Source organism: Streptomyces sp. NPDC058371, from assembly GCF_042723265.1.
GTDB lineage: Bacteria > Actinomycetota > Actinomycetes > Streptomycetales > Streptomycetaceae > Streptomyces.
The window spans coordinates 641,107-665,218 of record NZ_JBHXJC010000003.1; the positions used below are offsets into that span (position 1 = coordinate 641,107).

22 protein-coding genes and 1 pseudogene are annotated in these 24,112 nt (G+C 72.8%); 9 read left to right on the plus strand and 14 right to left on the minus strand.

Translation table 11 applies throughout. The features are described 5' to 3' along the window. Nucleotides 1–37 precede the first annotated feature (37 nt). From ACFWM2_RS14360 to ACFWM2_RS14395, 8 genes are all read right to left on the minus strand, one after another. Nucleotides 38–469, minus strand: coding sequence for a hypothetical protein (locus ACFWM2_RS14360; RefSeq protein ID WP_383278083.1), 432 nt, complete (start codon nucleotides 467–469; stop codon nucleotides 38–40). A 10-nt stretch (nucleotides 470–479) separates the two neighbouring features. Further along, a complete protein-coding gene (locus tag ACFWM2_RS14365; RefSeq protein WP_383278086.1) occupies nucleotides 480–2,093 on the minus strand; it encodes a SulP family inorganic anion transporter in 1,614 nt (537 codons plus the stop codon). Nucleotides 2,094–2,252: 159 nt separating this feature from the next. Further along, entirely contained in the window at nucleotides 2,253–2,993 is a 741-nt protein-coding gene (locus tag ACFWM2_RS14370; RefSeq protein WP_383278089.1) for a carbonic anhydrase, read from the minus strand. 102 nt (nucleotides 2,994–3,095) lie between these two features. Next, nucleotides 3,096–4,517: a purine-cytosine permease family protein gene (locus tag ACFWM2_RS14375; protein WP_383278092.1), complete on the minus strand. Its 1,422-nt coding sequence runs from the start codon at nucleotides 4,515–4,517 to the stop codon at nucleotides 3,096–3,098. Further along, the gene (locus ACFWM2_RS14380) at nucleotides 4,517–5,449 is read right to left on the minus strand and encodes an ABC transporter substrate-binding protein (RefSeq protein WP_383278095.1); all 933 of its coding nucleotides are present in this window, start codon (nucleotides 5,447–5,449) and stop codon (nucleotides 4,517–4,519) included. Before ACFWM2_RS14380 ends, ACFWM2_RS14375 begins: the two co-directional genes overlap by 1 nt. Next, a complete protein-coding gene (locus ACFWM2_RS14385; RefSeq protein WP_383278334.1) occupies nucleotides 5,446–6,156 on the minus strand; it encodes an ABC transporter permease in 711 nt (236 codons plus the stop codon). The genes ACFWM2_RS14380 and ACFWM2_RS14385 overlap by 4 nt, the downstream gene beginning before the upstream one ends. Continuing rightward, the gene (locus ACFWM2_RS14390; protein WP_383278098.1) at nucleotides 6,156–6,797 is read right to left on the minus strand and encodes an ABC transporter permease; all 642 of its coding nucleotides are present in this window, start codon (nucleotides 6,795–6,797) and stop codon (nucleotides 6,156–6,158) included. The genes ACFWM2_RS14385 and ACFWM2_RS14390 overlap by 1 nt, the downstream gene beginning before the upstream one ends. Continuing rightward, complete coding sequence (locus ACFWM2_RS14395) at nucleotides 6,794–7,885, minus strand: ABC transporter ATP-binding protein (protein WP_383278100.1); 1,092 nt, start codon at nucleotides 7,883–7,885, stop codon at nucleotides 6,794–6,796. The genes ACFWM2_RS14390 and ACFWM2_RS14395 overlap by 4 nt, the downstream gene beginning before the upstream one ends. A gap of 142 nt (nucleotides 7,886–8,027) precedes the next feature. On the opposite strand from ACFWM2_RS14395, the gene ACFWM2_RS14400 reads away from it, so the two are divergent. The 4 genes and pseudogenes from ACFWM2_RS14400 to ACFWM2_RS14415 form a co-directional block, all read left to right on the plus strand. Then, nucleotides 8,028–9,773 carry an aromatic amino acid ammonia-lyase gene (locus tag ACFWM2_RS14400; RefSeq protein WP_383278103.1) on the plus strand — a complete coding sequence of 582 codons (1,746 nt, stop codon included), beginning with the start codon at nucleotides 8,028–8,030 and terminating at the stop codon, nucleotides 9,771–9,773. Then, nucleotides 9,770–10,612, plus strand: a complete 843-nt coding sequence (locus ACFWM2_RS14405; protein ID WP_383278105.1) for a MurR/RpiR family transcriptional regulator — start codon at nucleotides 9,770–9,772, stop codon at nucleotides 10,610–10,612. The genes ACFWM2_RS14400 and ACFWM2_RS14405 overlap by 4 nt, the downstream gene beginning before the upstream one ends. A gap of 330 nt (nucleotides 10,613–10,942) precedes the next feature. Next, entirely contained in the window at nucleotides 10,943–11,527 is a 585-nt protein-coding gene (locus ACFWM2_RS14410) for a hypothetical protein (protein ID WP_383278107.1), read from the plus strand. A gap of 196 nt (nucleotides 11,528–11,723) precedes the next feature. Then, a pseudogene (locus tag ACFWM2_RS14415) lies at nucleotides 11,724–12,512 on the plus strand (RNA-guided endonuclease InsQ/TnpB family protein); the annotation flags it as partial. A gap of 57 nt (nucleotides 12,513–12,569) precedes the next feature. Here the strand turns inward: ACFWM2_RS14415 and ACFWM2_RS14420 are convergent. The 5 genes from ACFWM2_RS14420 to ACFWM2_RS14440 form a co-directional block, all read right to left on the minus strand. Continuing rightward, complete coding sequence (locus ACFWM2_RS14420) at nucleotides 12,570–12,944, minus strand: hypothetical protein (RefSeq protein WP_383278110.1); 375 nt, start codon at nucleotides 12,942–12,944, stop codon at nucleotides 12,570–12,572. Between the two features lie 16 nt (nucleotides 12,945–12,960). Next, nucleotides 12,961–13,497, minus strand: a complete 537-nt coding sequence (locus ACFWM2_RS14425; protein WP_383278113.1) for a roadblock/LC7 domain-containing protein — start codon at nucleotides 13,495–13,497, stop codon at nucleotides 12,961–12,963. 38 nt (nucleotides 13,498–13,535) lie between these two features. Beyond that, entirely contained in the window at nucleotides 13,536–14,276 is a 741-nt protein-coding gene (locus tag ACFWM2_RS14430; protein ID WP_383278337.1) for a transcriptional regulator, read from the minus strand. A gap of 266 nt (nucleotides 14,277–14,542) precedes the next feature. Beyond that, a complete protein-coding gene (locus ACFWM2_RS14435) occupies nucleotides 14,543–14,941 on the minus strand; it encodes a hypothetical protein (protein ID WP_383278116.1) in 399 nt (132 codons plus the stop codon). Nucleotides 14,942–15,273: 332 nt separating this feature from the next. Further along, on the minus strand, nucleotides 15,274–16,704 hold the full coding sequence (locus tag ACFWM2_RS14440) for a diaminopimelate decarboxylase (protein ID WP_383278119.1): 1,431 nt from the start codon (nucleotides 16,702–16,704) through the stop codon (nucleotides 15,274–15,276). A gap of 141 nt (nucleotides 16,705–16,845) precedes the next feature. Between ACFWM2_RS14440 and hutU the strand changes: the two genes are divergently transcribed. The 4 genes from hutU to hutI all read left to right on the plus strand — a co-directional run bounded on the left by hutU (nucleotide 16,846) and on the right by hutI (nucleotide 22,383). Next, on the plus strand, nucleotides 16,846–18,510 hold the full coding sequence (hutU, locus tag ACFWM2_RS14445; protein WP_383278122.1) for a urocanate hydratase: 1,665 nt from the start codon (nucleotides 16,846–16,848) through the stop codon (nucleotides 18,508–18,510). Further along, nucleotides 18,507–19,730: an allantoate amidohydrolase gene (locus ACFWM2_RS14450; RefSeq protein ID WP_383278125.1), complete on the plus strand. Its 1,224-nt coding sequence runs from the start codon at nucleotides 18,507–18,509 to the stop codon at nucleotides 19,728–19,730. The genes hutU and ACFWM2_RS14450 overlap by 4 nt, the downstream gene beginning before the upstream one ends. Continuing rightward, nucleotides 19,727–21,061: a formimidoylglutamate deiminase gene (locus ACFWM2_RS14455; RefSeq protein ID WP_383278127.1), complete on the plus strand. Its 1,335-nt coding sequence runs from the start codon at nucleotides 19,727–19,729 to the stop codon at nucleotides 21,059–21,061. The genes ACFWM2_RS14450 and ACFWM2_RS14455 overlap by 4 nt, the downstream gene beginning before the upstream one ends. A 140-nt stretch (nucleotides 21,062–21,201) precedes the next feature. Beyond that, complete coding sequence (gene hutI / locus ACFWM2_RS14460; RefSeq protein WP_383278130.1) at nucleotides 21,202–22,383, plus strand: imidazolonepropionase; 1,182 nt, start codon at nucleotides 21,202–21,204, stop codon at nucleotides 22,381–22,383. A 43-nt stretch (nucleotides 22,384–22,426) separates the two neighbouring features. On the opposite strand, the gene ACFWM2_RS14465 is transcribed toward hutI, so the two are convergent. After that, complete coding sequence (locus tag ACFWM2_RS14465) at nucleotides 22,427–23,368, minus strand: zinc-binding dehydrogenase (RefSeq protein WP_383278133.1); 942 nt, start codon at nucleotides 23,366–23,368, stop codon at nucleotides 22,427–22,429. 78 nt (nucleotides 23,369–23,446) lie between these two features. Here ACFWM2_RS14465 and ACFWM2_RS14470 point away from each other — a divergent pair, with 78 nt between their 5' ends. Continuing rightward, nucleotides 23,447–24,094 (plus strand): TetR/AcrR family transcriptional regulator, encoded by a 648-nt coding sequence (locus ACFWM2_RS14470; RefSeq protein WP_383278136.1) that lies wholly within the window; start codon nucleotides 23,447–23,449, stop codon nucleotides 24,092–24,094. Nucleotides 24,095–24,112: the final 18 nt, after the last annotated feature.

Here is a 24,112-nt window from a genome sequence, read left to right on the forward strand (position 1 = left end):
GTCCCCGTGACCTGCCGCACGATCCGCCGGACAGGCGCTACGCCTCCCAGTCCGAGTCGGACTTGTCGCGGGGCCTGCGCAGCGGGAAGTCGGTGTGGCGCAGGGCCTGGACCGCGTTGACGCCCACGATGCCCACCCAGGCGACCAGCAGGCCGGGCAGGCCCGCGACGCCGCCGCCGATCGCGGACAGTGGGACCGCCAGGACGAGCGAGACGATCCCGAAGCCGAAGCGCTCGCCCCAGGAGTCGGTCGACCGGGGTGAGCGGGAGCCGCGGGCCACCACCATCTGCTGCTCCGCGAGCTGTCGGCGCACCCGGCGGTCGACCGCTCCGTCGAGGCGCTGCTCGACCTTCTCCAGGAACGACTCGACGAGTGCGGGCTCGTAGTCCTCGCCCAGTTCCCTGCGCGCGTGCAGGGTGGCGTCGAGTTCCTTCTTCAGTTCGGCGTCAGGGGCTTCCATACCGGTCATGGGACCCAGATTAGGGAGCCGGGACCCCCGTGACACTGGGGATAGCCCCCCTGTTGGAGCTGGGCTGCACCCCCGCCGGCAGGACCCCGAGCGACTCCAGCACGTGGCGGTGACCGCGCTCGACCCCGGTGATCCTGACCTCGATGCCCCGGCCGCGCAGATCGCCCACGGCGTCCTTGAGCGCCAGCGCGCCCGTCGCGTCGACCGCCGTGAGCCCCGACATCCGCAGATCCACCGCCGTGACCCCGTGCAGCTCCGCCAGGCCGGACCGGAAGCGGTGGGCCGCGGCGAACAGGAGCGGGCCGTCGAAGCGGTAGGTGACGTCCGCGCATCCCGGTGCCTCGTCGGCCGCGGCCGGGGTGAGCCGGCTGCCCCGTACCGCCGCGCGCAGGGCCAGCAGGACGGACACGGCGAGCCCGAGCAGCACCGCCCGCACCAGGTCCAGGGCGAGCGTCGCGCACGCGGTGAGCGCCAGGACCAGGGCGTCCCCGCGGGTCGCCCGCGCCATGGCCCGTACGGCGTCCGTCTCCACCATCCGTACGGCGGTGGCGAGCAGGACGCCGGCCAGCGCGGCCAGCGGGATACGGGCCACGAGCGGGGCCGCGGCGGCCACGATCCCGGCGAGGATCACCGCGTGCGCCAGCGCGGCCAGCCGGGAGACCGCGCCGGTACGGACGTTCACCGCCGTACGGGCGATGGCTCCGGTCGCCGGTACGCCGCCGAAGAGCGGGGCCGCGAGGTTGGCGATGCCCTGGCCGAACAGCTCCTTGCCGGGATCGTGGCGTTCACCGGGGCGCATGCCGTCCGCGACGGAGGCGGAGAGGAGGGACTCCAGGGCGGCCAGGGCCGCGACGGCGGCGGCCGGCGCGAGCAGGGACGGCACCCGGGCCGGATCGAAGAAGGCGAGTGAGGGCGCGGGCAAGGAGGCGGGCAGGGAGCCGATCCGGGTCACGTGCAGCCCGAGGCCCTCCGCCGTCAGGGTCGCGGCCGCCACCGCGACCAGCGAGAAGGGCACACCCGGCTTCCAGCGGGCGCCCGCGAACATCACCGCAGCCGCCCCGAGGGACAGCGCGAGCGCCGGCCACCGCGGTGACCGGCCGAACTCCTCCGCCGCCCGCATCGCCACCGCCGCGACCTGTTCGCCGTGCGGCACGGGCACGCCCAGGGCCGACGGCACCTGCTGCAGCGCGATCACACAGGCGATGCCGAGGGTGAATCCGGCGATCACGGGCGCGGGCACGTACGCCATCGCCGCGCCGGCCCGCGCGAACGCGAGGGCCAGCAGCAGCACGCCCGCGATCAGCCCGACGGTCAGCACTCCGTCGGCGCCGTACCGGTGGACGATCGGCACCAGGACGACGGTCATCGCCCCGGTCGGCCCGCTCACCTGCCGCGCCGAACCGCCGAACAGCGCGGCGAGCGCCCCCGCGACGATCGCGGTGACCAGCCCCGAGGCGGCCCCGAGTCCGGACGTCACCCCGAATCCGAGCGCGAGCGGGAGGGCGACCACGGCGACGGTGAGCCCGCAGAGGAGGTCCCGGCGCGGCGCACGGCCCATGGACCGCAGATCGGAAACCGAGGGCAGGACGGCCAAAGCCCGGGAGAGGGCGGGAGATTGCTTCATGGGGGATACGTGACTTCTTCGCGTGCGTGCGGGAGGGGGACCCGTCCGCGGACCGCGGTCTGCCGCTGTGGGCAGTCGTGCCGCGGGGCGGCGGGGGAGGAGCCATGGCCAGTTGGGCCGGTTGAGCCGGTTGGGCCGGTTGCCGTCGGGACGTGGCGCTCAGGGCAGCAGGCCGACGGTTCCGGTGTCGAGGTCGAAGCGGGCGGCGGCCACCGTGGCGGGGGCGAATGCCGGGTCCGCCCGGATGGCGTCGCGCACCCACCGCGTGTGGGCCCGTACGGTGTGGTCCGCCCAGTCCCCGGGCAGACCCCGGGTCCGCCGCGCGGCCGGGATGATCTCGTCCACCAGCAGGGCGAGATGCCCCGGCACCGGCGCTCCGGTCCGCAGATGGTCGAGCGTCGCCGCGACGGCCCCGCACCGCTCGTGCCCGAGCACGAGCACCAGCGGGATGCGCAGCTCAGCCACCCCGTACTGGATGGACCCGAGCACCGCCTCGTCGAGCACCTGGCCCGCTGTCCTTATGCAGAGCAGGTCGCCGAGCCCCTGGTCGAAGACCAGCTCGGGCGGCACCCGGGAGTCGATGCACGCGACGACCACCGCGAAGGGGTGCTGTCCGGCGGCGAGGACCTGCCGCCGGGCGCGCCCCTCGTCCGGATGACGGGAACGTCCGGCGGCGTACCGCCGGTTGCCCGCGAGCAGTTCGGCGAGCGCGGCCGGGGCGTCGGCCGGACGGGGGTGCGGACCCGGAGCTGGAGACGGGCGCGGACCGGGACTCGGGAGCTGGTCCGGTGGTGGAGCCGGACGTGGGTCCGGTGGCGACGCGGGGGAGGCCGCGGCCGCCGGGGTCGTGGTGATCGCGGCGGTGGTCGCCGCCAGAAAAGCCCTGCGGTTCGAGGGCATGACGCTCCCTCAGGAGATGTGCTTGTAGCGCTCACTCACCGTACGCACGCGCATGTCACCCTGAGTGTCCGTTTAACGACACTTGGTTGATTCGTCGTCAGATCATCGCTCCCGCGATACCGGCTCTTGATCGGGAAGCGGCGCGGGGGCCGTCCGCTCCGGGATGTGCGCCGTGTTGCGCCGTGCGAGCAGCCAATACAGCAGCGCCGGTACGACGAGACCGACGATCCACGACACATCCGCACCGCCCAGCGACGCCACGAACGGGCCCGTGAAGAAGCTCGTCGCGAGGAACGGGAGTTGAGCGACCAGCCCGGCGGCGTAGACCCCGAGCGCGTCCCAGCGCCACGCTCCGTAACGGCCGTGGGGGTCCGAGAGGGCCGGGATGTCGTACCGCTCCTTGGCGATCAGGTAGTAGTCGACCAGGTTGATCGCCGACCACGGGGTGAAGAAGGTCAGCAGGAAGAGCAGGAAGTCCTTGAAGGAGGACAGGAAGCTGTCCTTGCCGAGCAGGGCGACGACCGTGCCGGCCACCATGATCACGCCGATGTACGCGGCCCGTCCGCGCTGCGACAGCACCCGCCGGCCGCGGAACCCGCTGACGCTCGTCACCATCGACATGAAACCGCCGTACGTGTTCAGCACGTTGATGGTCAGCTTGCCGAGGGCGATCACGAAGTAGAAGAAGGACGCGACGAGGCCGGTGCCGCCGAGGGCGACGACATAGCCGACCTGGCTCGCCAGGAACTTCTCGCCGGCCGTGGCCGCGACCAGCACACCGAAGGTCATCGACCACTGCGAGCCGAGCGCCGAACCGGACAGCGTCCACCAGAAGGTCGCCCGCCCCGACGTCGTCCGCGGCAGATAGCGCGAGTAGTCGGCGACGTACGGCCCGAACGCCAGCTGCCAGGAGGCCGACAGGGACATCGCCAGCAGGAACATGGGCAGGTCGAAGCGGGCGTCGCCCAGCAGGGCGGAGAGGTCCACGCGGTCCAGCAGCCGAATGCCCAGGTAGACGAAGGCCAGCGCGCAGACCACGCTCGCCACCCGGCCCAGCGTGTGGATGACCCGGTAGCCGACGGCCGCCGTCACCGCGGTGACGACCGCGAAGAGCACGATGCCGGTGGTGTCGCCGGTGTGCGTCAGCTCGCCGACCGCCTGCCCGGCCAGCACGCTGCCGCTCGCGAAGAACCCGACGTACATCAGGATCACCAGCAGGAGTGGGACGACCGCACCGCGGACGCCGAACTGCGCCCGCGACTGGATCATCTGCGGCAGCCCCAGCTTCGGGCCCTGCGCCGAGTGCAGGGCCATGACGGCGCCGCCGAGCAGATTGCCGGCCAGCAGCCCGACGACCGACCAGACCACGTCACCGCCGAAGACGACCGCGAGCGCACCGGTGACGACTGCGGTGATCTGCAGGTTGGCGCCGAGCCAGAGGGTGAACTGGCTGAACGCCGTGCCGTGGCGCTCCTCGTCGGGCACCACGTCGATGGAGCGCTGCTCGATGAGGGAGCCCGCCATCACTTGGCCAGCCCGTGCTGCTTCGCGTACGTGTTCCCCACGTCCTCCGGGTCCTTCTTGTCCTTGTCGACCTGGCGGTTGAGCTCGGTGAGCTGGGCCGTCGTGAGGACGTTGCCGAGGGCGGCGAGCGCCTTGCGGACCGTGGAGTCGGCCTTGCGGTCCGCGATGAGCGGGACCACGTGCTGACCCGGGACCAGGTTCTTCGGGTCGGTGAGGACGACCCAGTGGTTGGCCTGGATGTCGGTGTCGGTGGTGAACAGGTTCGCCACGTCCACATCGCCCTTCTTCAGGGCGCCCTTGACCAGCGGCCCCGACGAGTCGAGCGACTTGAACTCCTTGAACTCCACGCCGTAGACGTCCTTCAGGCCGACCGCGCCGACCTGGCGTTTCTTCACCTCGGCGGCGGCGCCGATGACGAGCTTGCCGTTCTGCTTGCGCAGATCGGCGAGGGACGTCAGGCTGTACTTCTGCGCCGTTTCCGGGGTGACCACGAACGCGTCCGAGTCCTCGGCCATCCCGTACGGCAGGATCTGGAGTCCCTTGGGCAGGGCGATCGCGAGGGCGTTCTGCATCTCGCCCTCCTCCGTGGCCTTCGCCTTCGGGTCGAGGTAGTGCAGCAGGGCGCCCTGGTACTCGGGCAGCAGGTCGATGTCGCCGCCCCTGAGTGCAGGGATCAGGATCTCGCGGGTGCCGAGGTTCGGACGGACCTTGGTCTTCACGCCGGCTGCTTCCAGGACGGCGGCGTAGAGATAGCCGAGCACCTGGTTCTCGGTGAAGTTGGCGGTGCCGATGGTGACACCGTCCTTGCTGGAGCCGCCGCCGCTGCCGCCGCCCCCCTGGCCGTCCAGGGAGGTGATGCCGCCGCTGCACGCGGCGAGGGCGGGGACGGAGGCCGCGGCGAACAGGCCGCCGAGGAGAGTACGACGATTCACGGGTTCTCCCTGCGCGGTGCGATGGGGGTCCCCCCGGTCGAGCGAAGTCGAGAGTGGGGGAGGAAGAGGAAGCGCTGCAGGCCGCTCAGGGCCAGGTCCAGGACGACGGCGACCGCGGCGACGAGCACCGCGCCCCCGAGCACCTGGACGAGGTCGCGCTGGGCGAGCCCGTCGAAGACGTAGCGGCCGAGGCCGCCGAAGGAGACGTACGCGGCGATGGTGGCCGTCGCGACCACCTGGATCAGCGCGAGCCGCAGACCGGTCATGATCAGCGGCAGGGCGAGGGGGAGTTCGACCTGGAGGAGGACCTGGTGCCAGCGCATGCCCTGGCCGCGCGCCGCGTCCTTCACGTCCGGGTCGACGGCGGTCATCCCGGCGTAGGTGTTCGTGACGATCGCCGGGACCGCGAGGGCGACCAGCGCGATGTACACCGGCCACATCGACAGACCGCTGGCCAGGAAGACCAGTACCACGAGGCCGACGGTGGGCAGCGCCCGTCCGAACGACGAGAGGTTGATGGCGAGGAACGCGCCCCTGCCGGTGTGCCCGATCAGCAGGCCGACCGGCAGCGCGATCGCGGCCGCGACGAGCGTGGCCAGCAGGGAGTACTGGAGGTGCTCGGCGAGGCGGTGGGCGATGCCGTCGTTGCCGGCCCACTGGTCGCCGCTGACCAGCCACTTGCCGAGGTTCTTGAGGAGTTCGTACATCAGGCTCGCCGCCTCGTCCACGGGGTGAGTACGTACTGCAGCGCGACCAGCAGCGCGTCCGCCACCAGTGCCAGCAGGAGCGTCAGTACGACGCCGACGATCACCGGCGTCGGGAAGTTGCGCTGGAAGCCGTCGGTGAAGAGCTGGCCGAGGCCGCCGTCGCCGATGTAGGTGGCGACCGAGACGAGCGAGATCGACATGACGGTCGCGATCCGGACGCCCGCCATGATCACCGGGAGGGCGAGGGGGAGTTCGACGGTGAGCAGCGTGCGCAGCGGGCGGGTGCCCATGGCCTTCGCGGCTTCCTTCGTCCTGGCGGGGACCGAGTCGAGGCCCTCGACGGTGTTCCTGAGCAGGACCACCAGGGTGTAGATCGTCAGGCCGGTCACCGTGGTGGTGCGGGTGAGGCCGGAGACCGGCAGCAGGAGGACGAAGACCGCGATCGACGGGATCGTGAACAGGACGTTCGAGAGCCCGAGCAGCAAGCCGCGCAGCGGGCGGACCCGATGGGCCAGCACGGCCAGCGGGAGGGAGATCAGCAGCCCGAAGAAGACGGCGGACAGGGCGGCGGAGAGGTGGGACAGGGTGAGCGTGGTGAGGTCGTCGGTGTGGTCGCCGATCCACGACCAGTCGATGGTCATATCGCGGCGCTCGCGCTCGGGGTGGCTGCGGTGCCCGTGCCCGTGCCGGTGCCCGTCGTGCCCATGCCCGCCGTGCTGTGGGCCCGGCCCGCGTACTCGTGGACGGCGTCGCGCGAGGTGACGCCGGTCAGCGCTCCGTCTGCGTCGACGCGGGCGACCAGGCCGGTCGGCGAGGCGATCGACTCGTTGAGCGCCGCGAGCAGGGAGTCGGTGTCCTTGAGCGGCCGTACGGGGAGTTCGGCGTCCTCGGTGCGCCAGTGCCGGGGCCGGCGGGCCTCGTCCAGGACGAGCTCCCAGGGGCCGCCCTCGGGGACGGGGGTGCGAGGGACGTCCTTCAGGGTCGTCAGGGAGAGCAGCTTCAAGCCCCGCTCGGCGCCGAGGAAGTCGGCGACGAAGTCGTCCGCGGGCCGGGCCAGCAGCTCGGCCGGCGCGGCGCACTGCACCAGGTGCCCGCCGGTACGGAAGATCGCGATCTGGTCGCCGAGCCGGACCGCCTCGTCGATGTCGTGCGTGACGAAGACGATGGTCTTCCTCAACTCCTTCTGCAGGCGCAGAAGTTCGTCCTGGAGCTGGGTGCGCACTACCGGGTCGACCGCGCCGAACGGCTCGTCCATGAGCAGGACCGGCGGGTCGGCGGCGAGCGCGCGGGCCACGCCGACGCGCTGCTGCTGGCCGCCGGAGAGCTGGTGCGGGTAGCGCTTGCCGGCGTCGGCGGTCAGGCCGACGGTCTCCAGCAGCTCGGCCGCCCTGGCCCGTGCCTTCTTCCGGCCCCAGCCCAGCAGGAGCGGCACGGTCGCGATGTTGTCGAGCACCGTGCGGTGCGGGAAGAGCCCCGACTGCTGGATGACGTAACCGATCGACCTGCGCAGCTCGGCCGCGTCCTGGCGCAGGACGTCCTTGCCGCCCACCCGGATGGTCCCGGACGTCGGATCGACCATCCGGTTGATCATCCGCAGGGTGGTCGTCTTACCGCAACCGGAGGATCCGACGAGGACGGTCACGCCGCCTTCCGGCATCTCCAGGGAGAGATCGTGGACTGCTGTGGTGCCGTTCGGGAAGCGCTTGTGGACCGCGTCGAACTGGATCATGAGGTGTCCCTTGCCCGGCCTGCATATCGTCATGCAGAGTTCTCGGTGTCTGAATAGGTTGTCAATGCTCCGGCGTTAATCGCTGGTTACTTATGGCCGACTGGTAAGACCCGATGTCCCGGTTGAGGGGAGTTTGCGCGTGATGTCGTCTCGAATCGTGGACGTGGTGGATGCGGTATCGGGACCGGCCGTGTCCGGGCCCGTGGTCCTGGACGGGCGCGGTGTCGACGCCGTGGACGTCGTGCGCCTCGCCGACGGGGTCGCGCGTCCGATACCCGCCGCCGAGGCGATGAAGCGCGCCGAGGAGTCCTGGGACGCGGCCCGGCAGATCGCCGCGACCGGCCGGGTCTACGGCCGCTCGACCGGGGTCGGCGCCAACCGGAACGAGGACGTCCCGACCGAGGCCGCCGCCGGCCACGGCCTGCGCCTGCTGCGCAGCCACGCCGGCGCCATCGGGCAGGAGCTGCCGGCCCGCGAGGTCCGGGCGATGCTCGCGGTGCGGGCCAACCAGGTCCTCGCCGGCGGAGCGGGCCTGCGACCCAGCGTGGTCACGGCTCTGTGCGAGGCGCTGGAGAGCGGCGCGTATCCCGTGGTGAACGAGTTCGGATCCGTGGGCACGGGGGACATCGCGGCGCTCGCCCAGGTGGGTCTGGCGCTGGCGGGTGAGCATCCGTGGCGGGCGCCGGAGGGTTCGGCGGCCGGCTCGACGATCGGTTCGGCGCCCGGGGTGACGTCCGGGGCGACGCCCGGGGTGACGTCCGGCCCGGTGGCTCTCGCCGTGCCGTCGAGGGGCGACTGGCCCTCGGGGGCGGGGGTGGGGGCGGGGGTCGGGGCGCAGGGCGTGGTCCCGGGTGCCGGGCTCGGTGGGGACCGGGTTCGGCGGGTGGCCTCCGGGGGCCGGACGCTGGGCGTTCCTCCCGCGCCGCAGGCCCTCGACAACAACGACGCCCTCGCGCTCATCAGCAGCAACGCCCTGACCCTGGGGCAGGCCGCGCTCGCGCTGGACGAATTGCGGGGGCTGATCGTCGCCACGCAGGTCGTCGCGGCGCTGTCGCTGGTCGCGGTCGACGGATCGCACGAGGCGTACGCGGCTCCGGTGCACGCCGCCCGCCCGCACCGCGGATCCACCGAAGTGGCGCGGCGCATGCGGGAGTTGATCGGGGCCGCCGACCGGCCCACCCCGCCCCTGGGGCGGATCCAGGACCCGTACGGCTTCCGGTGCATCCCGCAGATCCACGGGCCCGCGCACGACGCGGCGGACGCGCTCGACGAAGTCCTCGCGGTCGAGATCAACGCCGCCGCCGAGAACCCCCTCATCTGCGCCGAGGACATGGCCGCCTATCACCACGGCGGCTTCTACCAGGCCCAACTCGCCCTCGCCCTCGACCACTTCAGACTGGCCGTCACCCAGGTCGCCCGCCTCTCGACGTCACGCCTCTCGACCCTGAACGAGCCCGCCTACACCCGGCTGCGCCCCTTCCTCGCCGACCAGGAGCCCGCGTCCTCCGGCGTGATGATCCTGGAGTACGCCGCCGGGGCCGCCCTCGGCGACCTGCGCGCCTTCTCCGCGCCCGCCTCACTCGGCCACGCTGTACTCTCCCGGGGCGTCGAGGAACAGGCCAGCTTCGCCTCGCTCGCGGCACGCCAGACCCTGCGGGCGTGCGGTGCGTACCGTCTCGTCGTCGGCTGCGAACTCGTCGCCGCCGTACGGGCCTTGCGCCAGCGCGACCTGCGGCCCGACCCGGAGCTGCCGGTCGGCCGGGCGCTGGAACTCGCCGAGTCGGCACTCGACCCGGACCAGGCCGACCGGCCGCTCACGGACGACGTGACGGCGGCGGCCGCACTGCTCGACCGGTTCACGGACATCTGGAGGGGGACCACGCAATGAGCGTGACCGACAGCCCTGCCGCGCGGCTGCAGGCGCTCTTCGAGGGGCGCCGGCTGACGCCGACGCAGCGGCGCATCGCGCACAGCATGGTGCGGCGCGCCGCCGACGTGCCGTTCCTGTCGAGCGTCGAGCTCGCCGAACTTGCGGGGGTCAGCCAGCCGTCCGTCACCCGCTTCGCGGTCGCGCTCGGCTTCGACGGCTACCCGGCCCTGCGCAAGCACCTGCGCGAGGTCGCGCCCGCGGAACCGGCGGTGGACACCGCCTCGTACAACGAGTACCAGCAGGCCGTCGAGGCCGAGATCGAGAACCTGAAGCATCTCGCGGAGGTGCTGGCCGATCCCCGGCCGGTGACCCGCGCGGGCCGGCTGCTCGCCGCCTCCCGGCCCCTCCCGGTCCTCGGCCTGCGCGCCGCCGCCTCCCAGGCGTACGGGTTCGCGTACTTCGCCGCCAAGGTCCATCCGGACGTACGGCTGCTGCACGAGGGCGGCACGATGCTGCACGACCGCATCGACGCGGCCGTGCACGCCGGGGCCACCGCCCTGCTGTGCTTCGCGCTGCCCCGGCACCCGCGCGAGGTCGTGGACTCGCTCGCGTACGCGAAGGAGGCCGGGCTGACCGTCGTCACCGTCGCGGACTCCGCCTTCGCGCCGGTCGCCAAGGTGTCGGACCTGCTGCTGCCCGCCGCCGTCGGCACCGGCCTCGCCTTCGACACCGCCTGCGCCCCGATGCTGCTCGGCCGCGTCCTGCTGGAGGCCATGTGCGACGACCTGCCGGACGCGCAGGCACGGCTGGAGGAGTTCGACGCACGGGCTGCTGCCCGCGGTCTCTTCGTGGAGTAGGGGACCCCCGGGGGGAGAGAGACGGATCCGGGGAACAGGGGGCCGGAGCGCCGGATGCAGGGGCCGAGGCTGCGCCGGGCGCAGGGGCCGAGGGTGCGCCGGGCGGAGGGGTCGGGCGTGCTGGGCGGGGGCCGGGGGTGCCAGGTGGAGGGGTCGGGAGTGCTGGGCGGGGGTACCGGGCGGGTGCGCCAGGGTGCCGGGCCAAGGGTGTCGGGAGTACTGGGCGGAGGGCCCGGAGTCTTCGGGTGGCCGTGGTTTCTCAGATTCGTTTCACCTTCCCTCGTTAACCTGCCCGCCGGAACAGGCGGAGGCGGGAGACGGGAGACGAGCGTGGCGCGCGGAGGGCAGGGACTGGCTCGGGTGGCGGTCGTCGTGAGGGCCGGAGCGGCACCGCTGTGGTGGTGCGGAGTGTTCGCGGCGGGCATCGGCGTGCTGCCGCCGGGGGTGACGGGGCGCCGGATCGGGGTCATGGCCGGGGCTGCGCTGTTCATCGTCGCGGCGGCCGTCGTGACGTACACGCGCAGGAAGCGGTATGTGTCGCTGGCCCGCTCCGCGGCCCGCGCGGGCAAGCACGACGTGCTCCAGGACCGTGCCGTGTCCGTACGCAACTGGCGCCGGGGGCACCGCTGGTGGTTGCTGCTCGCCTTCGTCGCCGCGCTCGGCAGCTCGTTCGCCGTGCCCGCCGCGGGCGGTCTGCTGCTGGCCGGCGCAGCCGCGGGCCTGTGGCTGAAGGCCGCCTGGCTCGGTCGCCGCGAGCGCGCCGGCCAGGCCCTGCTGTGGGTGCGCGTGGACTGGCTCGGCCGACGTGACGGCGCGCCCGCGGGCAAGCGGGTCAAGACGTACCGCTCCACCGGCATCGCCGCGGGTGACGCGGCGCCGGGCGGCTCCCGCCGGCGCACGGACGCCCTCGTCTAGGGTCCGCGCCTCCGGTCTTCCGGGCCGCGGGAGGCACCGCGGCGCGGTGCCTCCCGCGGCCTGCGACGCACCCTCGGGTACGCCGCTACCAGGATTCATTCGCAGCGCCCCGGGGTTCACCCCGGGGGTGAAGCGAATCTCACGTCTGCGGCGCGGAGCGTCGCGGTGTCGTTCCGGCGGAGCCGGGCTGGGCTGCCGCACGCTGCCCACCACCCCCACTTCCGTCACCGTGTTCCAGGACAGTGCGGGCAGATTCTTCGCCTCGTTCGTCATCGACACCGACCCCGCCGCCGACCCCGCCGCCGACGCCGCGACGATGCCCGCCACCGACCAAACCATCGGCATCGACCTCGGGCTCACCTATTTCGCCGTGCTGTCCACCGGCGAGAAGATCGACTCGCCCCGGTTCCTGCGCCGGGCGGAGAAGAAGTTGAAGAAGGCCCAGAAGGAACTGTCCCGCAAACAGAAGGGATCGAAGAACCGCGAGAAGGCGCGCCTCAAGGTCGCCCGCGCCCACGCCAAGGTCACCGACGCCCGCACAGAGTTCCACCACCAGCTCTCCACCCGGCTGATCTCCGAGAACCAAGGAATCGCCGTGGAGAGTCTGTCGGTGGCGGGACGGGCGCGTACCAGGCTGGCCAAGTCCGTCCACGACGCCGGCTGGACGGCGTTCGTGAACATGCTGGAATACAAAGCGGAACGGTACGGGCGCACCCTGATCAAGATCGGCCGGTTCGAGCCGACCTCCCAGACCTGCTCCACCTGCGGCGCCGCGGACGGCCCCAAACCCCTGTCCGTCCGCCAATGGACCTGTACCGCCTGCGGCACCGTCCACGACCGGGATCACAACGCCGCGATCAACGTCGAAATGGCCGCCGGACTGGCGGTATCAGCCTGCGGAGCACCGGTAAGACCAGAACCTGTTCTGGCACAGCGCGAAGAAACAGGAAGCCACGGATTCCCGGCCGGAAACCGTGCCGCGTAGCGGCACGGCAACCGGTAGAGAAGGCCAGAATCCTCGCCCTTCAGGGCGAGGAGCAAGTCAAACCTCCAGGTCCGCCTCGATCCGCTTCAACTGGTGCCGGGCCATCGCGAGGTTGGACCGCTTGGAGTCGAGGACCAGGTACAGGAAGAGGCCGTTGCCGCCCCGCCCCTTCATCAGCCGGATCAGGTGGTACTGGTCGCTCAACGTGATCAGGATGTCCTCGATATCGCCCTTCAGGCCGAGGTGTTCCATCGTGCGGAGCTTGGCGCGTACGACGTCGGTGTTGCCGGCCGCGGCGACCGTGAGGTCGAAGCCCTTGCTGCCGCCGATCGTGCCGAGGGCCATTCCGCTGGTGTAGTCGACGAGCGCGGCTCCCGTCGCGCCCTCGATGGACGCCAGTGCCTCTTTCAACGCCGTTTCGGTATTGGTCATGATGGTGTCTGTCCCTTCAACTGTCCGTGGTGGTAGGGGCTTTGCCGGTGGGGGCTTTGGCCGCAGGGGTCTGCGGAGTACGGGCGGCCGGCGCGGCGCGCGGGGTCCTGGTCCGGGTGCCGGTGCTCCGGGTGGCCGGCTTCGCGGGGGCCCGGGCCGGTCCTGCCGGTTCGCCGCGTGCCGTAGCGGCGTCCACGAGCTCACCGATCCGGGTGCCGGCCCGGCGTCCCTCCAGATGGAGCCGGCCGACGTTGGCCCGGTCCTGCGCCAGCAGGGTCAGTACGGCCGAGCCGCCGGCCGCGTACGTCGCCACATAGCCGTACACCCCGCGCACGAGCAGCTCGCGGAAGTCGCCCTGCCCGGTGGCGTCCGTCATCCGCAGGGCGACGCCGAGTGCGGCCGCGGTGAGCGCGGCGACGCCTTCCGGCTCCACTCCGGGGGTGTCGTGGGCCAGCACCAGTCCGTCGGTACTGGCCGCGAGCGCACCGGTCACCTGCGGTACCCGGGCTCTCAACCGGCGCAGTTCTTCGAGTACTTCGGTCTCCGCCGCCATCAGCAGTCTCCTTTCGGCACGCTGTCGGAGCGCGCGGATCACAGGGCCTCCAGGGCGTCTCTGAGCCGGCGCAGCAGGGCGACATCGGGGTTGTCGGACGTCTGGGTGAGCAGGGCGGCCAGGACGGGTTCGGGAGCCTGCCTCGGCGCGTGCGCCGCCGTGACGAACCCGGCGGCGGCCAGCCGGCGCAGGTCCACCAGGGTGTGGAAGGCGGGACGGCCCAGGTCGAGTGAGATCTCCGCCGCGGTGCGGGCGTCGTCCACCCGGTCCAGTACGGCCTTCTGGCGCGGGGAGAGCGCCGGTTCGGCGAGCCCACGGGAGCGGACCAGCGGGGCGGTGTCGGTCACCGGGTCGGGCCAGATGCGGTGCAGCAGCTCACGGCGGCGCAGCGTCTCGCGCACCAGCGCGGCCACCGGGACCGGGCGGACGGAGCCGAGCCAGTGCGCCGCTCCGTAGCGGAAGCGGGCCGGGGAACTGCTCGGGCCGAGCACGAAGTACGCCGCGTCGTACAGCGCCCCGAGGTGGCACAGCTCCAGTGCGCCCTCGGCGATCCGGCCGCTGTCGACCAGGAACCGCCCGACCCGGCGGTGCGCTCCGGCCTCGGCGACCGCCTGCCGCCAGACCTCGGCGTGCAGGGCCCCGCGGACGGTGAGCAGGACGTCGAGGCCGGGGGTCGCCGGGCTCTCGGCGTGCACCACCTCGCCGTCGCAGAGGTAGAGCGTGCCGCGCTCGCGCATGAGCACGCCGGTGGCCCGCTCGGCGGCGAGCCGGCTGAGCATGGGCGAGACGCCCCCACCGGGACCGGTCTGCTTGTCCCGGGCTCGGGTGTCCTGAGCGTTGTCGCGGACTTCGGGGCCCTGCGATGTGTTGCGCGCTCCGTTGCCCTGCGCGTGGTCCCGGGCTCTGGTGTCCTGCGCGTGGTCCCGGGCTCTGGCGCCCTGCGAGTCGTGCCGGGCTCCGGTGTCCTGCGAGTCGTCCCGGGCTCCGGTGTCCTGCGAGTCGTCCCGCGCGGGGACGGGCGGGGGAGGAGGTGTTCTGACCGTGCTCATCCCAGCACCAGCCGTCCGGCCATCTCCCCGAGTCTGATGCGGGCCAGCGCGAGATTCCCGTCCGCGCGGGCCAGCCACAGATGCAGGAAGACGCTGCTGTCGAACGTGGTCCGCACGAACCGGAGCACGTGATAGCTGTCGCGGTTGCTGATGATCAGGTCCTCGACCGGTGGTTCCCGGTCGGACCAGTCCGAGCCGTCGGCCGGCGCGAACGCGTGGTGCTCCGCGGCGAGCCGGGCCAGCTCCGCGGCCTCCGCCGCGGTCGTCTCGTGGTCGCCGCCCGGGGCGTCCCCGGCCGTGCCCAGCGCCAGCCCGCTGGTCCAGTCGACCACCGCCGCGCCCCGCGCACCGGGCAGCCTCATGGCTTCCAGCAGGCACTCGTCGATTCCGGGCACCCTGTCCCCTCCCGCCTCGGGTTCGGCTGAGTGACGCAGAGGCTACGCAACGTGTGCACGAGGGGTGAGGGTTCCGGCATTTTCCAGTGGAACATGCCCGGACTGGCTAAGGTGGGTCAACTGCCCTCAATTACCGGCAAGTTGACCATGCCGGGGCTGCCCTCCAACAAGGCTGCCCGGGTGCGGGTGCGGGTGCGGGTGCGGGTGCGGTCGCGGTCGCGGTCGCGGTCGCGTGGAGCCTGCCGGGACCCCGGGACCCCGGCAGCGTCGGCGCCCCGAGGATCGGCACCCCGGGATCAGCGGACCGCCCCAGCCCGCCCGCGAAGCCCCCGCTACAGCCCGGTCAGCCCCGCGGCATACGCCCCGCCCGACTCCGCCACGATCTCGTCGAGGGTCTGCGGCTTCCTGACGACCGCGAAGCGCACCCCGCCGTCACCGTCCGGAGCGAAGCCGTAGATCCCCGGACGGGCCAGGGAGTTGTACGCGTAGTGGTGGGCGAAGTAGTACGCGCCGGTGTCCAGCACCGCCGCGTGGTCGCCCTGTTCGAGCAGCGGGAGCGCGCGGCCCTCGGCGAGGAGGTCCCCCGCGAAGCAGGCGGGACCCGCGACGTCCTGCACGACGTCGGGACCCGGCTTGGGGCGCCCCTTCGCGTCGTACGCGGCGATCCGCAGCGGCCAGGCGGCCGGTGCGTACACCGTGCGGGCCGCGATCTGCACACCTGCGTGGGTGACCGCGATGGCCCGGCCCCCGGCACTCTTCGTGTACTCGACCCGGGCGAGCACCGTCCCGTGCTTGGCGAGCAGCGAGCGCCCGAACTCGGTCACCAGCCCGTACCGCCCGTCGAACAGCCCCGGCACGGCCTCGGCGAGCAGACGCGCGTACTGCGCGTAGGTCGGCGCCGTGGCCTCGGAGCCGAAGTTGACCGGGAGCCCGCCGCCGATGTCGAGGGTGTCGATCTGCTGCCGGCCGATCCGCCGGTTGATCTCCTCGGCGAGCGCGTACGTCTCCGCCACGCCCTGTGCCAGCAGGGAGAGCGGCATGCCCTGCGAGCCGGAGTGCGCATGCAGCCGGGTCAGCCAGGGCCGGTCCAGATACGCCTGGACGATCCACTCGCGGGCTCCTTCGTCCCGCAGTGCGACCCCGAACTTGGAGGTCGCCGTAGCCGTGGACAGTGCCTCGATGGAACCGCCGCCGACCTGCGGGTTCACCCGTATCCCGAGAGGCGAGCGGGTGGCGGCCGAGCGCACCAGGCCGTCGATGCGGGCCAGCTCCTGCGGATTGTCCGCGTTGACGGCGATGTCCAGCGCCAGCGCCTCGCGCAGCTCGGCCGCCGTCTTGGCGGGCGAGTCCAGGACGGTCCGGGCCGGTGGGATGCCGGCGGCGCGGGCCAGGGCCAGCTCGCCGGGGCTCGCCACCTCGGCGCCGATGCCCTGCTCGCGCAGCAGCCGCAGCACCGGCACGAGCGGGGTCGCCTTCACCGCGAACGCGTGCAGCACCGGCGTGCCCGGCGCGGTCACCGTCTCGAACGCGGCCCGCAGAGCGGCCGCCGAGGCCCGGATGCCGGAGACGTCGAGGAGCGCCGCGATGGGGGTCGCCGCCCCGAGAAGCCCCTGCTCCACGGCGGCCCGTACGGCGTCGTCCCGCCGGGTGAGCCGGTCGCCGTCCTGCTCGCCCCCACCCGCTGAATGCGCCCCCGAAGACGCCGCAGTCCTTTCCACCCCGTTGCCCACCGAATCCCCCGTCGTGTCCGTTTCCGCGCCCATGCATCCCAGCCAAACACCCGCGGCGCGCCCGCGCTGAGGTACGAACGTATTGACTAGCTCTATTCAGGAGTCCAGGATGTGAATAACCACTGCAACTATCCGCATGCCGCCCGCGTGCGGCAGTCCGCCAGGAGGCAGACCATGTCAGGACCCCGCCCCGTCCGAGCGCCGCGCGGTACGGAACTGAGCGCCCTGGGATGGCAGCAGGAAGCCGCCCTGCGGATGCTGCAGAACAATCTCGACCCCGAGGTCGCCGAGCACCCCGACAAGCTCGTCGTCTACGGCGGCACCGGCAAGGCCGCGCGTGACTGGCGCTCCTTCGACGCCATGGTCCGCACGCTGCGGACCCTGAAGCAGGACGAGACGATGCTCGTCCAGTCCGGCCGCCCCGTCGGCGTCATGCAGACCCACGAGTGGGCCCCGCGCGTCCTGATCGCCAACTCCAACCTGGTCGGCGACTGGGCGAACTGGGAGGAGTTCCGGCGCCTGGAGGCCCTCGGCCTCACGATGTACGGCCAGATGACCGCCGGTTCCTGGATCTACATCGGCACCCAGGGCATCCTCCAGGGCACGTACGAGACCTTCTCCGCCGTCGCCGCCAAGAAGTTCAACGGCACGCTGGCCGGCACCATCACGCTCACCGCCGGACTCGGCGGCATGGGCGGCGCCCAGCCGCTCGCCGTGACGATGAACGACGGCGTCGCGATCTGTATCGACGTCGACCCGCGCGCCATCGAGCGCCGCATCGAGCACCGCTACCTGGACGTGAAGGCCGACTCCCTGGAGCACGCCCTCCAGCTCGCCGTCGAGGCCCGCGACGCCCGTCGCCCGCTGTCGATCGGTCTGCTCGGCAACGCCGCCGAGCTGCTCCCGCGCATGCTCGCCGAGGGCGCCCCCATCGACATCGTGACCGACCAGACCTCGGCCCACGACCCGCTGGCCTACCTTCCCGTCGGCGTCGACTTCGACGACATGGCCTCGTACGCCGCGAAGGACCCGGCCGGCTTCACCACCCGCGCCCGTGAGTCCATGGCCCGGCACGTCGAGGCCATGGTCGGCTTCATGGATGCCGGTGCCGAGGTCTTCGACTACGGCAACTCGATCCGCGGTGAGGCCCAACTCGCCGGGTACGAGCGCGCGTTCGCCTTCCCCGGCTTCGTCCCCGCCTACATCCGGCCCCTCTTCTCCGAGGGCAAGGGCCCCTTCCGCTGGGCGGCCCTCTCCGGCGAGGCCTCGGACATCCACAAGACGGACAAGGCGATCCTCGACCTCTTCCCCGAGAACGAGTCCCTCCACCGCTGGATCAAGCTGGCCGGCGAGCGCGTCCACTTCCAGGGCCTGCCCGCCCGTATCTGCTGGCTCGGCTACGGCGAGCGCGACAAGGCCGGCGAGCGCTTCAACGACATGGTCGCCTCCGGCGAGCTGGCGGCTCCCCTCGCGATCGGCCGTGACCACCTCGACTGCGGCTCCGTCGCCTCCCCGTACCGCGAGACCGAGGCCATGCTCGACGGCTCCGACGCGATCGCCGACTGGCCGCTGCTCAACGCCATGGTCAATGTGGCGTCCGGTGCCTCCTGGGTCTCCATCCACCACGGCGGCGGCGTCGGCATGGGCCGCTCGATCCACGCCGGCCAGGTCTCCGTCGCCGACGGCACGAAGCTCGCCGGCGAGAAGATCCGCCGCGTCCTCACCAACGACCCCGGCATGGGCGTCATCCGTCACGTGGACGCCGGCTACGACATCGCCGAGACCGTCGCCGACGAGCGCGGTGTCCGCATCCCGATGCGCGAAGGTGACGACGCGTGACCTTCCACAGCATGTGGGCGGAGCTGCTGCCGATCGGCCGCAGTTCCGCCTCCGGCGGGTACCGCAGGTTCGCCTGGACCGGGGCCGACACCGACTGCCGGGCGTGGTTCCGGGCGCAGGCCGAGGCGCGCGGGCTGACCTACGAGCTGGACCGGAACGGCAACCAGTGGGCCTGGCTCGGCGACCCCACCGCGGGTGACGCCGTCGTCACCGGCTCGCATCTGGACTCCGTGCCCGACGGCGGAGCCTTCGACGGGCCCCTCGGCGTCGTCTCGTCGTTCGCCGCGCTCGACGAACTGCGTGGCCGCGGAGCCGAGTTCACCCGTCCCCTCGCCCTCGTCAACTTCGGCGACGAGGAAGGCGCCCGCTTCGGGCTCGCCTGCGTCGGATCGCGGCTCACCGCGGGCGAGCTCACCGTGGAGCAGGCGCACCGGCTCACGGACGCGGACGGCGTGACGCTGCCGCGCGCGATGGAACAGGCCGGATACGACCCGGACGCCATCGGCCCGGACCCCGAGCGGCTCGCCCGCATCGGCGCGTTCGTCGAACTGCACGTCGAGCAGGGCCGCGCGCTGGACCTGAGCGGCGACCGCGTCGGCATCGCCAGCGCCATCTGGCCGCACGGCCGCTGGCGCTTCGACTTCCGGGGCGAGGCCAACCACGCGGGCGCGACCCGGCTCGTGGACCGGCGGGACCCGATGCTGTCGTACGCGGAGACGGTCCTGGCGGCCCGTCGCGAGGCCCAACTCGCGGGCGCCGTCGCCACCTTCGGCAAGATCGCCGTCGAGCCGAACGGCGTGAACGCCATCCCCTCCCTGGTCCGCGGCTGGCTCGACTCCCGCGCCGCCGACCAGCCGACGCTCGACACGGTCGTCACCGGCATCGAGAAGGCGGCCCGCGAGTACGCGGACGCGCACGGCGTCGAGCTCGACGTCGTCCGCGAGTCGTTCACCCCCGTCGTCGAGTTCGAGCACGCCCTGCGGGACGAACTCGCCCGCATCCTGGGCAAGGACCGGGACGCGGGGCTGACCGTCCCCGTCCTGGGCACCGGCGCGGGACACGACGCCGGAATCCTCTCCGGGAGGATCCCGACCGCCATGCTGTTCGTGCGCAACCCCACCGGTGTCTCGCACTCCCCGGCCGAACATGCGGCCGAGGACGACTGCGAGGCCGGGGTGACCGCGCTCGCCGACGTACTGGAAGGGCTGGCCTGCAGGTGACGCAGACGTACTGGCTGGAGCACGCCTGGCTCGACACCCATGTCGAGCCGGGGGCCGTCCTGGAGGTGGCGGACGGACGCATCACCACCGTCGCCACGGGCACCGACGGCCCGCCCCCCGGCGCCGAGATCCTCCGCGGCCTCACCCTCCCGGGTCTCGCGAACGCCCACTCGCACGCCTTCCACCGGGCCCTGCGCGGGACCGTCCAGGTCGGCTCCGGCACCTTCTGGACCTGGCGCGAGGTCATGTACTCCTTCGCGGACCAGCTGACGCCGGACACCTACCACGCGCTGGCCCGCGCGGTGTACGCCGAGATGGCGCTCGCCGGCGTCACGGCCGTCGGTGAGTTCCACTACGTCCACCACGCGCCCGGCGGCACCCCCTACGCCGACCCCAACGCCATGGGCGAGGCGCTGATCGCCGCGGCGGGCGAGGCCGGGATCCGGATCACCCTCCTCGACACCGCCTATGTCTCGGCCGGCTTCGGCCAGCCCCCGAACCGCCACCAGCTGCGCTTCTCCGACGGGTCGGCGGAGGCCTGGGCGGAACGCTGTGCAGTTCTCAAGGAGCGGGATCACGCACGGATCGGGGCGGCCATCCACTCCGTACGGGCCGTGCCCGCCGAGCAGTTGGCGACCGTGGCGCGGTGGGCCGAGGAGCGGCGGGCACCGCTCCACGTCCATCTGTCCGAGCAGACCGCGGAGAACGACGCCTGCCGGGCCGCGCACGGCCGCACCCCCACCAGGCTGCTCGCCGACCACGGAGTCCTCGGCCCGCGCACGACCGGCGTCCACAACACGCATCTCACGGACGAGGACATCGCCCTGCTCGGCGGCTCCGGGACCGGCACCTGCATGTGCCCGACGACCGAACGCGACCTGGCCGACGGCATCGGACCCGCCGTCGCCCTGCAGAAGGCCGGCTCGCCCCTGTCACTCGGCTCCGACAGCCACGCCGTGATCGACCTCCTCGAAGAGGCCCGCGCGATGGAGCTGAACGAGCGGCTGCGCTCCCGCACCCGCGGCCACTGGACGGCCGCCGCACTGCTGCGCGCCGCCTCGGCGGACGGTCACGCGGCCCTCGGCTGGGACGACGCGGGCGCCCTGGAGCCCGGCGCGCTCGCCGACTTCACGACGATCGCGCTCGACTCGGTCAGAACCGCGGGGCCACTGCCGCGACTCGGGGCCGAGACAGCCGTATTCGCGGCGACCGCGGCCGATGTGCGGCACACCGTCGTGGCCGGCCGGCAGGTCGTACGAGACGGTGCGCACACCCTCGTACCGGATGTGGCGACGGCGCTGGCGGACGCCGTCGAAGCCCTGCGCGGCTGACCCCCGCACCCCGCCGCGCTCCCGCCGACGCCCGAGCCGTCGGACCGGACAGCCCCGTCAGACCGGTCACCCCCGGCAGCCCCGACACGGCCGCCACGCCCGCCAGCCCCGACAGAGCCGACAAGGCCCGCGAGGACGCCATGAGCAGCACGACCGTCATCACCAACATCGCCAGTCTGGTCACCAACGACCCCTCCCTCGGTGACAATTCCCCCCTCGGTCTGATCCACGACGCGGCCGTCGTCCTCGACGGCGACCGGGTCGCCTGGATCGGTGAAGCAAGCAAAGCACCCGCCACTGACAACCGGGTCGACGCCGAGGGCCGGGCGGTGATCCCGGGCTTCGTGGACTCCCACTCGCACCTCGTCTTCGCGGGCGACCGCACCGAGGAGTTCAACGCCCGGATGTCCGGCCGCGGCTACACGGCGGGCGGCATCCGTACGACGGTCGCGGCGACCCGGGCCGCGAGCGACGAGGACCTGGAGCGCAACCTCACGCGCTATCTGCGCGAGGCGCTCCGCCAGGGCACGACGACCTTCGAGACCAAGTCCGGCTACGGCCTGACCGTCGAGGACGAGGCCCGCGCCCTGCGCATCGCCGCCCGCCACACCGACGAGGTGACCTACCTGGGCGCGCACATCGTCTCGCCCGACTACGCCGACGACCCGGCCGCGTACGTGGCCCTCGTCACCGGCGAGATGCTCGACGCCTGCGCGCCGTACGCCCGTTGGATCGACGTCTTCTGCGAGAAGGGTGCCTTCGACGGCGACCAGGCCCGCGTGATCCTCACGGCGGGCAGGGCCAAGGGCCTGCACCCGCGCATCCACGCCAACCAGCTGTCGTACGGACCTGGCGTGCAGCTCGCGGTCGAGCTGGACGCGGCGAGCGCGGACCACTGCACGCACCTCACGGACGCGGACGTCGACGCCCTCGCCCAGGGCGGCACGGTCGCCACGCTCCTTCCCGGGGCCGAGTTCTCCACCCGCGCCGAGTGGCCGGACGCCCGCCGCCTCCTGGACGCGGGCGCGACGGTCGCCCTGTCCACGGACTGCAACCCGGGCTCGTCCTTCACGTCCTCGGTCCCCTTCTGCATCGCTCTCGCCGTACGCGACATGGGGATGACACCGGACGAGGCGGTCTGGTCGGCCACGGCCGGCGGCGCCGCGGCCCTGCGCCGGGACGACGTCGGCCGCCTCGTCCCCGGCGCCTACGCCGACCTGGCACTGCTCGACGCGCCGAGCCACGTACACCTGGCCTACCGGCCCGGAGTCCCGCTGGTCGCGGACGTGTGGCGGCGGGGGGAGCGGCAGCCCACGCGGTGAGCCGTCACGGCCGGGCGCGCCCGGAACAGCGCCGGTCGCCGGGTCAGGCGGTCGTCGGTATGTCGAGGACCGCCTTGCCGTCGACCTTGCCCGCTGCCAGCGCCGCCACCGCTTCGCCCGCCCGGGTCCAGTCGTCGCGGCTGCCGATCTGCGGGTCCAGCTCGCCGCGTGCGACAAGGGCGGCGAGCCACTCCAGGTCCGCGCCGAGGCCCTCGGAGTCGTCGAGCAGGAAGTAGCTCGTGATCGAGCGGTTGTGACGGCCCGCGTCGCCGAAGAACGCGCCGAAGGGGAACGCTTCCCCCGTGCCGGAGGAGTGGCCGAGCGCGACCAGGGTGCCGTGCGCCGCGAGCGCCCCGTAGGCGTGGACGAGGTGCGGGCCGCCGAGCAGCTCGATGACGCCGTGCACGGGCGCGAGGCCGCCCAGTCCGGCCGTCGGTACGACCTCGTGGGCACCGAGTGAGCGCAGGAGCCCGGCCTTGGCCGGATCGTCGGTGGTGGCGACCACGTGCGCCCCGCCCCGGGCCGCCAGTTGCACCGCGAAGCGGCCGACGCCGCCGCCCGCACCGGTCACCAGGACCCGGCGGCCCAGGATCGGGCCGAGCCGGAGCAGTGCGCGCAGCGCGGAACCGGCGGCCACCGGCAGTGTGCCGACCGCTCCGAGGTCCACGCCCTCCGGTACCACACCGGTCAAGTCGGTGTCGGCGGCGCGGAGTTCGGCCCAGGCCCCGTCCGGCCCGAGGGTGACGACCGGGGTTCCGGCGACCGGTCCCGAGCCGTCGGCCGCCGCACGCACGACGACCCCGGCAGCGTCCCAGCCGGGGACCGTGCCGTCCGCGCCGCCAGGGACGACGAACCCCGCCTCTCCGTAGTTGACGGAGAAGGCGCGGACGCGGACGAGGGCCTGGTGGGGAGCGGGTTCGGGGTCGGGCACGTCGGTCAGGGAGAGGTGTCCGGGAGCCGAGTGGTCGATCGTGAGTGCTCGCATGGAAGAGATAGTGCCACTGAGTGGCATAAGGCAACAAGGGGCGAACGCGTACGGGCGGCAAACGGCTAGACTGCGGGCATGGCTGGAGCAGAGACACGCGCCGCGGCGCCGGGCTGGAGCGAACTGCCGCTCCGCGAGCGCAAGAAGCTCCGTACGCGCGGTGCGCTGGTGGAGACGGCGCTCGGGCTCTTCACCGAAAAGGGCTTCGCGGCCACGACCCTCGACGAGATCGTCGAGGCGGTCGAGGTCTCCAAGCGCACCTTCTTCCGCACCTTCGCATCGAAGGAGGACGTGGCCCTGGCTCCGGAGAAGGAGCTGTGGCGTGCCTACGTCGCCGACATCGAGGCCCGTCCGCTGGCCGGCGGGCCCCTGCTCGACTTCTGCGAGGCGCCGCTCTACGCCGCCGTGGAGGGCATGGCGGACGGCTGGGAGCGCCGTTTCGTCGCCAGCCGCGCCCTGGCGGACCGCACCCCGGCGCTCACCGCGCACAGCCTCCAGCACTGCTCCGAGGTCACTGACACCGTGGTCGCCTCCCTGTCCGGCCGCATCGAGGGCGCAAGCGCGGTGGAGATACGGCTGCTGCTGGAGCTGACGCTGTCCGCCTGGCGCTGCGCCCTGAGGGACTGGTCAGCGCCTGGTGGCGGCCGGAGCCGGGCGGAGCTCGCGGCACACATGGACCGGGCGTTCGCCGCGATCCCCGGGGTCATGGGGCTGACAGCGGACTGAGGACGGCCCGCGCCCGGG

Coding starts and splice junctions, on each gene's coding strand:
- ACFWM2_RS14360 (WP_383278083.1), bottom strand. CDS start 469: ATGACCGGTATGGAAGCCCCTGACGCCGAACTGAAGAAGGAACTCGAC.
- ACFWM2_RS14365 (WP_383278086.1), bottom strand. CDS start 2,093: ATGAAGCAATCTCCCGCCCTCTCCCGGGCTTTGGCCGTCCTGCCCTCG.
- ACFWM2_RS14370 (WP_383278089.1), bottom strand. CDS start 2,993: ATGCCCTCGAACCGCAGGGCTTTTCTGGCGGCGACCACCGCCGCGATC.
- ACFWM2_RS14375 (WP_383278092.1), bottom strand. CDS start 4,517: ATGGCGGGCTCCCTCATCGAGCAGCGCTCCATCGACGTGGTGCCCGAC.
- ACFWM2_RS14385 (WP_383278334.1), bottom strand. CDS start 6,156: ATGTACGAACTCCTCAAGAACCTCGGCAAGTGGCTGGTCAGCGGCGAC.
- ACFWM2_RS14390 (WP_383278098.1), bottom strand. CDS start 6,797: ATGACCATCGACTGGTCGTGGATCGGCGACCACACCGACGACCTCACC.
- ACFWM2_RS14395 (WP_383278100.1), bottom strand. CDS start 7,885: ATGATCCAGTTCGACGCGGTCCACAAGCGCTTCCCGAACGGCACCACA.
- ACFWM2_RS14400 (WP_383278103.1), top strand. CDS start 8,028: ATGTCGTCTCGAATCGTGGACGTGGTGGATGCGGTATCGGGACCGGCC.
- ACFWM2_RS14405 (WP_383278105.1), top strand. CDS start 9,770: ATGAGCGTGACCGACAGCCCTGCCGCGCGGCTGCAGGCGCTCTTCGAG.
- ACFWM2_RS14420 (WP_383278110.1), bottom strand. CDS start 12,944: ATGACCAATACCGAAACGGCGTTGAAAGAGGCACTGGCGTCCATCGAG.
- ACFWM2_RS14425 (WP_383278113.1), bottom strand. CDS start 13,497: ATGGCGGCGGAGACCGAAGTACTCGAAGAACTGCGCCGGTTGAGAGCC.
- ACFWM2_RS14430 (WP_383278337.1), bottom strand. CDS start 14,276: ATGCTCAGCCGGCTCGCCGCCGAGCGGGCCACCGGCGTGCTCATGCGC.
- ACFWM2_RS14440 (WP_383278119.1), bottom strand. CDS start 16,704: ATGGGCGCGGAAACGGACACGACGGGGGATTCGGTGGGCAACGGGGTG.
- hutU (WP_383278122.1), top strand. CDS start 16,846: ATGTCAGGACCCCGCCCCGTCCGAGCGCCGCGCGGTACGGAACTGAGC.
- hutI (WP_383278130.1), top strand. CDS start 21,202: ATGAGCAGCACGACCGTCATCACCAACATCGCCAGTCTGGTCACCAAC.
- ACFWM2_RS14465 (WP_383278133.1), bottom strand. CDS start 23,368: ATGCGAGCACTCACGATCGACCACTCGGCTCCCGGACACCTCTCCCTG.
- ACFWM2_RS14470 (WP_383278136.1), top strand. CDS start 23,447: ATGGCTGGAGCAGAGACACGCGCCGCGGCGCCGGGCTGGAGCGAACTG.